The organism is Marinagarivorans sp., assembly GCF_982758155.1.
In genome coordinates, this window is record NZ_CEXWTU010000012.1 from 36,489 (window position 1) to 46,720 (window position 10,232).

9 protein-coding genes are annotated in these 10,232 nt (G+C 47.1%); all 9 read right to left on the reverse strand.

The genetic code is table 11. The annotated features are described in order from the left end of the window. Positions 1-119: 119 nt before the first annotated feature. Positions 120-836 (reverse strand): RNA polymerase sigma factor FliA, encoded by a 717-nt coding sequence (locus AC3A8L_RS02995; RefSeq protein WP_487960740.1) that lies wholly within the window; start codon positions 834-836, stop codon positions 120-122. 17 nt (positions 837-853) lie between these two features. Then, a complete protein-coding gene (locus AC3A8L_RS03000) occupies positions 854-1,675 on the reverse strand; it encodes a MinD/ParA family protein (RefSeq protein WP_487960741.1) in 822 nt (273 codons plus the stop codon). A gap of 112 nt (positions 1,676-1,787) precedes the next feature. After that, entirely contained in the window at positions 1,788-3,317 is a 1,530-nt protein-coding gene (flhF, locus tag AC3A8L_RS03005) for a flagellar biosynthesis GTPase FlhF (RefSeq protein WP_487960742.1), read from the reverse strand. Between the two features lie 64 nt (positions 3,318-3,381). After that, positions 3,382-5,619 carry a flagellar biosynthesis protein FlhA gene (gene flhA / locus AC3A8L_RS03010; protein ID WP_487960743.1) on the reverse strand — a complete coding sequence of 746 codons (2,238 nt, stop codon included), beginning with the start codon at positions 5,617-5,619 and terminating at the stop codon, positions 3,382-3,384. A 306-nt stretch (positions 5,620-5,925) separates the two neighbouring features. After that, positions 5,926-7,098, reverse strand: a complete 1,173-nt coding sequence (locus AC3A8L_RS03015) for a nucleotide sugar dehydrogenase (protein WP_487960744.1) — start codon at positions 7,096-7,098, stop codon at positions 5,926-5,928. 39 nt (positions 7,099-7,137) lie between these two features. Further along, a complete protein-coding gene (rfbB, locus tag AC3A8L_RS03020) occupies positions 7,138-8,235 on the reverse strand; it encodes a dTDP-glucose 4,6-dehydratase (protein WP_487960745.1) in 1,098 nt (365 codons plus the stop codon). Positions 8,236-8,322: 87 nt separating this feature from the next. Continuing rightward, entirely contained in the window at positions 8,323-9,213 is an 891-nt protein-coding gene (rfbD, locus tag AC3A8L_RS03025; protein WP_487960746.1) for a dTDP-4-dehydrorhamnose reductase, read from the reverse strand. Between the two features lie 79 nt (positions 9,214-9,292). After that, positions 9,293-9,838, reverse strand: coding sequence for a dTDP-4-dehydrorhamnose 3,5-epimerase (rfbC, locus tag AC3A8L_RS03030; RefSeq protein WP_487960747.1), 546 nt, complete (start codon positions 9,836-9,838; stop codon positions 9,293-9,295). 52 nt (positions 9,839-9,890) lie between these two features. Next, a partial coding sequence (locus AC3A8L_RS03035; protein WP_487960748.1) for a sugar phosphate nucleotidyltransferase occupies positions 9,891-10,232 on the reverse strand: 342 nt, incomplete at its 5' end.

Below are 10,232 nucleotides of genomic sequence, written 5' to 3' on the forward strand. Positions count from 1 at the left end.
AAGAAAGGCACCAAAAATACAATTCACATCGACATAATTTGTTCAAGAAGAAGACTTTTTAAGAGGGGTAATCGTGCTTTTTTGTGGCTTTGGCGTAATTCAGAAAATAGAGAGGACGGTTACTGTCGCTGCCAGTCACTCATGCGCGAACGGATACGCATGGCGGTTTGGCTAAGTATCTGGCTTACCCGGGATTCGCTGACCCCCAAGACTTCACCAATTTCTTTAAGGTTTAACTCTTGTTCGTAATATAAGCTGAGCACCATTTGCTCTCGCTCTTTCAAGCCTGAAATCACTTGTGTTAACGCCGCCTTTAGAGCCTGTTTCTGTGCCGTATCCGCAGGGTTTTGATGCTGACGAGAGTCTTCGGAGGTGAGTAATTCGTCTCCCTCCTCATCAAAAGTATCTTCATAGCTGAATAATTTAGTGCTGGCGCAATCCTGAGCCATGCTGTGGTATTCGTCCAAGCTCACTTCAAGTACGTTGGCGACTTGAACATCGGTCGCATCTGAACCGGTCTGCGCTTCTATTTTTAAAATAGCTTCGTTGATTCGTCTTGAATTACGGTGCACCGACCGCGGAGCCCAATCACCCCGCCGCATCTCATCCACAATTGCACCGCGAATGCGAATACCGGCATAGGTTTCAAAAACGGCGCCTTTATCATCTTGAAATTTCTGTGCTGCCTCAAGCAACCCCACCATACCTGCTTGAATTAAGTCGTCGACTTGAACCGAGGCCGGCATACGCGCCACCATATGGTAGGCAATACGCTTAACAAGGTAGGCGTAATCCTCTACGTTGATGTCGCGTTTGACTTGCGCTGGCGAGTACATAGGAGCCCCTAAACCCACTAATTCTGGCCGCTCACAGAAAGCAGGCGCTCGAAAAAGAATTCTAAGTGTCCTTTTGCATTGCGCTGTACCGGCAATTGATCCAGTTTTTGAGCCACGATACGAATCGCTTGCGATGCTTTAGTGCGCGGCGCAAATTCTAAAACGGGTTTGCGGGCCTGTACCGCTTTGCGTAAGTTTTCATCAAAAGGGATAGCGCCAATATATTGAATAGATGCATCTAGGAAGCGCTCGCAAACGCTATTTAGCTTGCCAAATAAACGCTGCCCCTCGGCGACGGTACGGCACATATTAGCCACGACTCTAAAACGTGTAACGCCATGCTCCTTATTCAGGACCTTCATTAGCGCGTAGGCATCGGTAATAGAAGAAGGCTCGTCGCAAACCACAACAACAACCTCTTGTGCGGCGCGAACAAAACTAATAACGGTATCGGAAATACCCGCCGCCGTATCGACAATCAAGACGTCCATCTGGTCGGCAATTTGACTAAAGGCATGGATAATACCGGCATGTTCTGCAGGCGATAACGATGCCATCTTCTGCACACCTGAAGAAGCTGGAATTATTTTTAAACCGCTGGGGCCATGCAACATCACTTGCTGTAGGGTGCGCTTACCACTTAATACATCGGACAAATTGAACTGGGCATTCAAACCCAAGAGTAAATCGACATTGGCCAAGCCTAAGTCAGCATCCATAAGTACCACTCGCCTACGCATTTCGGCTAAAGCGATGCCTAAGTTCACCGATAGATTGGTTTTGCCTACGCCACCTTTGCCGCCAGTTACAGCGATTACTTTTACGGGATGATTACTCATAAACTCGACATCCTTAAGACCAATTACGACCCTGCAACAAGGCCGACTTAACAAAAAAAACAACGTGCCTCATAAAGTATAGAGGCTACTTATGCGCTTGCACGGCCGTACATCAGTTAGCTGATAACGTCTGACGACTGTTGTCATACTGGCGAGCCAATTTTACGGCTTGCGCGACTAAGTCACTCGATGAGACCACATGGATATCATCGGGAATTTCTTGGCCTGCAGCAGAATACAACACCGGTACTTCGTGGCTGCAAACAGCGCCAAAGGCCTCTCCCAAACTTGCGCACTCATCCAGCTTAGTAAATATGCAACCGCGTAAGGGGCTACTGCTGTAGGCATGCAAAGAAGCTTTAAGTATTTGCTGCTGACTATTAGCCGCCAAAACCAAAATACGTTGTAGCCCAGAACAAGCATCGATCAGCGATTCCTGCTCTATTTGCTTTGGGTCGCCCTGGCGGAATCCCGCCGTATCAACCAGCACCAACTCATACTGCTTAAGGCTAGATAGCACCGCATTGAGTTGGTGCTCCCCTTCAATAGAACGAACAGGTACCTGCAAAATACGACCTAAAGCTTTGAGCTGATCGTGGGCGCCCACGCGATAGGTATCAGTCGTCACAATCGCGACTTTGCCACGACCATGATTAAGTACATAACGCGCCGCTAACTTCGCCACAGTTGTCGTTTTGCCAACCCCGGTTGGACCGACGAATGCAAAAGTGCCGCCTTGCTCAATAGGGTCTCTAGCGTCGATAGGAAGCCTGCGCGCTAACATAGCGAGCGCTTTGCGCCAGCAATTTGGCAGGCGTTCATTATCGTCGGCACACACTAATAAGCTTTTTACTAATGCCGGCGACAAACCTAATTGATCCAACTGCGCAGCAAGCTGTCGCGCGCGACCGGTTAAGAGGTTTGACTCTGCGCGTGGAGCATATTGTTTTTGCCAGACTTGCTCTTCCAATAGCATGCGCATTTCGGCAATTTCGTCGTACAGGCTATGCAATTGTTTATTTTGCTCTGCCGTATGATCATCATCTAAACCACGCGCTTTAACTTGCTGGGCAAAACTGGCCACTTGTCGATTTTGCGACATCTCGGGAATCGAAAATGGATCGGCAACATTCTGTTTGGGCGCTGTAGGTTTGAGCGGTAAATCGTAGTCTTCATCGGTAATATCTATTGCCGAAGCCGCCTGCCCTTTGGCCGCCAACATTCGCTCGTGCGCGGCTTGTATTTCATTCGCTAGGCGCTCGGCATTCACCGACGTAGATTCGCTAAAACGGGCTAGTGATGAATTATTTTCGGGTAAATAACTAGACTCGCTACGATCAGACTCTTTCGAAGGCGCGGCAGCAGATACGCGCGTATTGGACGCGACACGCTGCGCATTGTGGTGCTCCTCCCACTCAGTATCACTGGCCAAAGGCTGGTCGAGTTCATCATCAAAAGAGGCCGCGAAACGTTTTTTAGCGGCTTTGGCTGGTGAAGGTGGTGTATCGTCCAAGGTGGCAATAATTTCCACCCCTTTTTCGGCACGTTTACTCGACAATATAATGGCATCTGGCCCAAGCTCTTCGCGCACTTTTTTTAATGCGCGGCTCATATCGCTCGCAATAAATCGCTTTGTTGTCATAACCTACCTCCACCTACTCAGCTAAAACTGTAATCCTATTGTGCTAGCGCGCTATCCTTGGGGTTTACCCTTTCTGTAGCTCGCCGCCAACACTGGCTTGAATCGAAATCTCTTTGTTATCCGGTATTTCGTTGTACCCGAGCACATGAAGCTCCGGCAAACTAAAGCGCGTAAACTTCACCAGCATTGAACGAATCGGAGCGGCCACGAGTAAAATTTGTGCAACGCCTGCCGCTTCTAACTTATTGGACGCTTCAATTAACGAGTGATTAAGCCTTTCGGCTAATTGCGGCTCGATAAAGTTTGAAGGGTCCGCGCCAACTTTTTGTGCTTGTTGTAGTGACTGTAGCAACAAGTGTTCCAGTGATGCATCTAAGGTAATAACGTTTAAAGTTGGCTCGTTACCGATAATACTTTGAACAATTTGCCGACAGAGTGCGACGCGGGCATGGCTTGTTAAAGCCGCCACATCACCATTTTTATCACCATGGGCCGCTAAGGCTTCTACAATTGAGCGCTTATCGCGAATACTGACCTGCTCACGCAATAAATTCTGAAGAACCTTAAGTAACTGGTTAACGGAGAGCGTGTTAGGCACTAACTCCTCTACCAATTTGGGCGATTGCTCTGCCAATAAATCTAACCACTTTTGCACATCTTCATGGCCCATGAGCTCGTGGGTATGCTTTTGCACCAGTTGATTTAAGTGGGTTGCAACCACGGTGGAAGTATCTACCACGGTATAGCCTAAGGTTTGAGCCTGATCTTTTTGGTTATCGTCAATCCATATCGCATCCAAGCCAAAAGCCGGGTCTTTAGCCGCAGAGCCATTCAACGGGCCAAAGACTTCGCCGGGATTAATCGCCATAAACTTGTCAGCAAATACTTCTCCGCCACCCACTTCAACCCCCATTAAGGTAATGCGGTAAGCATTAGGTAACAGGTCGAGGTTGTCTCGGATATGAACAGGCGGTATCAAAAAGCCAACATCTTGAGAGAGCTTTTTACGCACCCCCTTTATACGACCCAACAATTCACCACGTTGGTTTTTATCCACCAAGGGAATCAAACGGTAGCCCACTTCTAAACCCAGAATATCCACGGGTTTAACATCATCCCAGCTCACCTCAACAGGTTCTTCGGTTGCAGGGTTGTGCTCTAGCGCGGGAGTATTAGCGCCGCCGCTATTTGGCATCATGGGTGCAGGCTCGCCATTAATTGTTCTTGCGCCCAAGCCGCGATCATCAGCCTCATCAACCACCATCTCTGCCACATCACGCTTAAAGTGAATGTAATAAGCGAGCGAGCCACAGATAGCCGCCAAACCTAAAAATGCTACGTGCGGCATACCGGGAATAGAGCCCATGATGGCCAAAATCATTGCCGCAACACCCAATGCTTTGGGTGAAGCAAACATTTGCCCCGTCACCTGATTCCCCAGGTCTTCGGAGCTATTCACCCGCGTTACCATAATGGCAGCCGCTGTGGAGAGCAGCAGTGAAGGCACTTGCGCGACCAGACCATCGCCAATGGTTAGCAACACATATTTTTCCAAGGCGTCCGAAAATTCCAGCGAATGCTGAGCCATACCGACGATCAAACCGCCAATAATATTGATAATGAGAATTAAAATACCGGCAACGGAATCTCCGCGTACAAACTTACTGGCACCATCCATAGAGCCGTAAAAATCGGCTTCTTGCGACACTTCTGCGCGGCGAATACGCGCTTCGTCTTGGTCGATTAAGCCCGCATTCAAATCAGCATCAATCGCCATTTGTTTGCCAGGCATTGCATCCAAGGTGAAACGTGCGCTCACCTCAGAGATACGCCCTGCACCCTTGGTAACCACAACAAAGTTAATGATGACTAGAATAATAAACACCACTAAACCCACCGCGAAGTTACCGCCTATTACCACTTCACCAAACGCTTGAATCACCTTACCCGCCGCATCGCCACCGTTGTGCCCTTCTAGCAAGACAACACGTGTAGACGCCACATTCAACGCTAAACGTAACAATGTCGCGACTAAAAGAATCGTCGGGAAAATGGCAAAGTCTGTAGGTTTGAGGGTATAAACGCTGACCAGCAGAACAACGATGGAGAGCGCTATATTGAACGAGAAAAAAGCATCCAGTAAGAATGGAGGCAGTGGCATTGTCATCATGCCAAGCAGCATGAGCAGTAGGATTGGCACGGATAAATTACCGTGCCACATTGCTCTAGCGCCGCGAACCGCTTTGTCGCGTGTCATGGTTCGCGGTACTTGCCGCAGGTGTTGAAACAGAGAAATCGACATCAAAAACCGCCCAAACTTTGACGAAAAAAAACGTTATGTTTGGACTATCGCAAGATGTGTTCCGAAATGAAAAAAGCCCGCATCACTCAAGGTGATACGGGCTTTTATGATGGTGTTAAAACAAGCGAAATCGAGTCAGGTGGTAGTTAGGGGCGTGCACGAAATAAGTTGCTGGAATTTGGGTTTATGGGTGCTTGCTTGGCGAGGCAAAAATATGGCGTAATAGCCGGCTATTGCAAATATTTTTAACGAAGGCAAGCATGCACACAGGAATTCAAAAGCGGGAAGTTATTTCATGCACGGCCCTTAGTCACTACCAAACAAATCGCGGGTGTAAACCTTATCCGCCACATCGCGAATGTCATCAACCATACGGTTTGCCACAATCACATCGCAGCTCGCTTTGAACTCGTCGAGGTCAGTCATCACTTTAGAATGAAAAAATTCGGACTCAGTCAAAACTGGCTCGTAGATAACGACTTCAATGCCTTTGGCTTTGATACGCTTCATGACCCCCTGAATAGACGAAGCCCGGAAATTATCTGACCCGGCTTTCATAATCAAACGGTAGATGCCCACGCGCTTTGGATTTTTTCGCACAATGGCATCGGCAACAAAGTCTTTACGGGTGGTATTTGAATCAACAATCGCGCGAATAATGTTGTTTGGCACTTCATTGTAGTTTGCCAACAACTGGCGGGTATCTTTAGGTAAACAGTAACCACCATAACCAAAAGACGGATTGTTGTAGTGGCTGCCAATACGCGGGTCTAAACCAATACCTTCAATAATTTGCCGGCTATTCAAACCATGTGTTTCGGCATAGGTGTCTAGCTCGTTAAAGTAAGCAACCCGCATCGCCAAGTAGGTGTTGGCAAATAATTTAATGGCTTCGGCTTCGGTTGAGTCAGTAAATAACACAGGGATATCAGCCGCATCTTTAACCGCGCCCTCCACTAACAAATTAGCGAAGGTTTGTGCCCGCTCCGACTGCTCGCCCACCACAATACGTGAAGGGTGTAAGTTATCGTAAAGCGCCTTGCCTTCTCGCAAAAACTCAGGTGAAAAGATAATATTATCGGTACCTAACTGGGCTTTAATACGCTGCGTAAAGCCCACAGGAATCGTCGATTTAATCACCATAACGGCACTAGGATTAACGGCCATAACATCTTTAATAACTGCCTCTACCGAGCCAGTACTAAAGTAGTTAGTTTCTGCGTCGTAATCAGTTGGCGTGGCGATAATCACGAAAGAAGCACCTTCGTAGGCATCTCTTTTATTCGTGGTCGCACGTAAGTTTAGCGCTTTATCGGCAAGGTATTCGTGCAGCTCTTTATCTTCGATCGGCGATTTCCGATCATTCAGCATCGCAACTTTTTCTTCAATAATATCAATAGCAACCACTTCATGGTTTTGCGATATCAATACTGCGTTTGAAAGTCCAACGTACCCTGTTCCTGCTACTGCTATTTTCATAATCACTTGTCACTTGTCACTTGTCGCCAGAGCGAGAAACTAGTTGTATTGGTTTTCAATCCAATCTTTATAGCTACCATCCATTACGGCACGCCACCAAGATTCGTTATTCAAATACCATTGTACCGTTTTTGCGATGCCCGTTTCGAAAGACTCTTTAGGGACATAGCCCAATTCGTCATTGGTTTTAGTGGCGTCAATCGCGTAACGGCGATCATGGCCTGGGCGGTCTTTAACATAGGTAATGAGCGATTCACTACTACCGCTTAATGCCGCAGTCGCCTTAGGGAACTGATTTGCAAGGCCACTATTTTTCGCAAATTCTTTGTCCATTAAACCGCAAATGGTTTTAACAATGTCAATGTTGGCCCACTCGTTGTTACCGCCAATATTATAGTTTTCACCAATGCGGCCTTTATTCAAGACTAAATCAATACCATAGGCATGATCACTCACATATAGCCAGTCACGAATTTGCTGGCCATCACCATAAATGGGCAAGGCTTCGTCGTGCAAAATATGCGTAATCACTAACGGAATCAATTTTTCTGGGAAATGATAAGGACCGTAGTTGTTAGAACAATTACTAGTCGTTACTTCTAAACCGTAAGTGTGGTGATAAGCACGCACTAAATGGTCTGAAGCAGCCTTACTGGCAGAATAAGGCGAGTTAGGCGCATAAGCCGTTTCTTCGGTAAATGCAGGGTCTGTCGCCGACAAAGTGCCATAAACCTCATCAGTGGAAACGTGATGAAAACGGTGCGGTAAAACATGTTCGCCATCCAACCAAACAATTTTAGCCGCTTTTAATAAGCTATAAGTGCCTAAAATATTCGTTTCGATAAACGCATCCGGCCCGGTAATAGAGCGATCCACATGGGATTCTGCTGCAAAATGAACAAGTGTGTCTACTTGATGGTCTCGTAATATTTTTTCAACCAAGGCCGTATCGCAAATATCACCGTGTACAAAACTAAAGTTTCCGTGGTCTTTTACCGGCTCTAAATTCGCCATATTGCCAGCATAAGTGAGCGCGTCGATCACAATCACTTTATCGTTTGGATACAGCTCTACCCAGTAGTGCACAAAGTTAGCACCTATAAACCCGGCACCACCGGTCACTAATAATGTCTTCATCTTTGATCAGTCTCGTTACTTTTATCAATAAATTTCGTTGCCACACAATGCGCAAAAGCCGTTTTAGATTCCACAATAAAGAACCGATTAACTTACCGCTTTCAAGTCATCCAGCATATTACAGAGTTGTTTCCGCCAATGAAGCGTAGCCATGCCCACTGCGTTTTCTGCCGTCGTTTTATCTAAAACAGAATAACCCGGTCGTTTAGCCGGCGTAGGATAACTCGCGGTAGAAATGGCCTTGATGGGAATTTCCTTACTGAGTAAACCTTTTTCTAGCGCTAGCTCTTGTATTGCAACAGCAAAATCATACCAGGAGGCAGCGCCGGCATCGGTCCAATGGAAAGTGCCCTTCACATCAGTGTTCGCCGCCACAAGCCACAGCCATTGCGCCAAACCCTTCGCCCATGTGGGTGTACCGATTTGATCAGCAATAATCCCTAGCTCTGGTTTTTCGGCCATTAAACGCAACATGGTTTTAACAAAGTTATTACCAAAAACCGAATAACCCCAAGCCGTACGAACAATGACACTGGTTTCGGGCAAAAGTGCTTGAATATGCTGCTCACCCGCTAACTTAGACGCCCCGTAAACACTGATGGGCTCAAACGGCGAGTTAGGCAAAAGTGGGGCGATGCCATCGGCTGTTAGTGCACTGCTATTACCAAACACAAAATCGGTAGAAACATGCAATAAACGCGCGCCAACGTGCTTACATGCTTGGGCGATATTTTTAACGCCGTCACTATTCACCGCATAAGCCGCTTCAGGCTCAGACTCGGCCTTATCAACGGCCGTATAAGCCGAGGCATTAATTACAACACTAGGTTTTACCGCTGTAAAAGTGGCGTGTAATGATGCTGTATTGGTTAAATCACACTCAGGCCGGCCCACAAAAGTCGCCTTCGCCCAGGCCGGCACACATGCCGATAGCTCTGAAGCTAATTGACCCGTCTGGCCGATAATTAGGATGTTCATTTTTTAACTCAGTATTCGGGTATGGGAAACATCGACGCGACACGCGTCTCGATTTACAATGTTAAAAATTAGGCGTTTTTTAGAATTTAGGTGCCGAAGCAAAAGGCAGGCCAGTCTCATCTTTTCCCGATAAAGAAGGCGGTTTACCGTCGACTAGGGGCCACTCAATGCCTACTGTAGCGTCATCCCACTTAAGCGACACTTCCGATTGAGGATGATAAAGATCGGTACATTTGTAAACAAACTCGGCGCTTTCACTCATCACGTAAAAACCGTGAGCAAAACCTTCGGGCACCCACAGCTGTCGTTTATTTTCAGCCGATAACTCAATACCAACCCAGTCGCCAAAAGTGGCCGAAGCTTCACGCATATCAACGGCCACATCAAACACTTTACCGTTCACAACACGCACCAATTTACCCTGCGTTTGCGTTTGCTGATAATGCAAGCCGCGCAAAATGCCTTGCACCGATTTACTGTGATTATCCTGAACAAAAGGCTTTGCGCCTGTATATTTAGCAAATTCATCAGCGCGAAAAGTCTCCATAAAGAAGCCGCGCTCATCACCAAATACTGCGGGTTCGAGTATTTTCACATCAGGGATTTTAGTATCTATAAATTTCATGACATCACATAAGAATTAAAAGTGGAGTGTACTTATCAAAACAAGGAGTAGATTAATAAACGGTTGTATCTAATAGCTTTAAAAGGTACTCACCATAACCACTTTTACGCAAAGGCGCGGCGACTTCTCGCAGCTTGTCAGCAGTAATCCAACCACTGCGATAGGCCACCTCTTCAGGGCAATTCACCTTTAAGCCCTGGCGCTTATCCAAAGTCGCAATGAATTGTGCCGCCGCCAATAAATCATCATGGGTGCCGGTATCGAGCCAAGCGGTACCTCGGCCCATCACCTCAACGTCTAAGTCACCGGCTGCCAAATACATTTGAATAATATCGGCAATCTCTAACTCACCCCTAGGGCTAGGCTTAACCGCCTTGGCGTATGCCACTACTTT

Coding starts and splice junctions, on each gene's coding strand:
- AC3A8L_RS03015 (WP_487960744.1), bottom strand. CDS start 7,098: ATGAAAATAGCAGTAGCAGGAACAGGGTACGTTGGACTTTCAAACGCA.
- rfbD (WP_487960746.1), bottom strand. CDS start 9,213: ATGAACATCCTAATTATCGGCCAGACGGGTCAATTAGCTTCAGAGCTA.
- AC3A8L_RS02995 (WP_487960740.1), bottom strand. CDS start 836: ATGTACTCGCCAGCGCAAGTCAAACGCGACATCAACGTAGAGGATTAC.
- AC3A8L_RS03000 (WP_487960741.1), bottom strand. CDS start 1,675: ATGAGTAATCATCCCGTAAAAGTAATCGCTGTAACTGGCGGCAAAGGT.
- rfbC (WP_487960747.1), bottom strand. CDS start 9,838: ATGAAATTTATAGATACTAAAATCCCTGATGTGAAAATACTCGAACCC.
- flhF (WP_487960742.1), bottom strand. CDS start 3,317: ATGACAACAAAGCGATTTATTGCGAGCGATATGAGCCGCGCATTAAAA.
- flhA (WP_487960743.1), bottom strand. CDS start 5,619: ATGTCGATTTCTCTGTTTCAACACCTGCGGCAAGTACCGCGAACCATG.
- rfbB (WP_487960745.1), bottom strand. CDS start 8,235: ATGAAGACATTATTAGTGACCGGTGGTGCCGGGTTTATAGGTGCTAAC.